Origin of the sequence: Pseudomonas sp. 30_B, assembly GCF_017491605.1 — a bacterium.
Classification (GTDB): Bacteria; Pseudomonadota; Gammaproteobacteria; order Pseudomonadales; family Pseudomonadaceae; genus Pseudomonas.
In genome coordinates this window covers 1-556 of the sequence record NZ_JAFGYY010000135.1, presented here as the reverse complement: position 1 = coordinate 556, position 556 = coordinate 1, and the positions used below count along the sequence as shown (strand labels likewise).

At 41.5% G+C, this 556-nt stretch carries 1 protein-coding gene; it reads left to right on the top strand.

The window, feature by feature from the left end:
• Positions 1–556: N-acetylmuramoyl-L-alanine amidase (locus J5M67_RS27595; protein WP_207888565.1), on the top strand; the 556-nt coding region annotated here is incomplete at both ends.

Sequence of the window (556 nt, the reverse complement as noted above, 5' to 3'; positions counted from 1 at the left end):
CAGGAATTGCAGGTGCTCGTGGATCAAACCCAACAGCAATCGTTTTGCATAATGATGCCGGAAGCCAAGGTGCAACTGCTGCATTTTATAAAAACTGGCTAGAAAGCCATACGCCTTCTTTAGGATTTGCTCATTACTACGTTGCTAGTGATGGAACATATCAAGCTGAGAAGGACAGCAACAAGGCGTGGCATACAGGCAACAGTAAAGGTAATGCGAATTACTTGGGGATTGAAGTATGTCAATCTATGGGAAATGAATCCACGTATCTTGCGAATGAACAAAAAGCGTTTAAACTGTCTGCTGATTTATGCAAAAAGTACGGTTTAAATCCTGCTTCAGCTGTTTTTCCTTTACATCGTGAGTTGAGTTCTACATCGTGTCCTCACAGAGCGTGGGATTTGCATGGAAATGGTGTAGCAGCTATCAAGCAATATTTCGTGGGTCAAATCAAAAAATATTACAGCGGAGACAGCACATCGAGTAATAATTCTGGATCGTCAACTTCAACTGTGACAACCAAATACGCTATTGGTTCATCTGTTAAAGTGAAGAC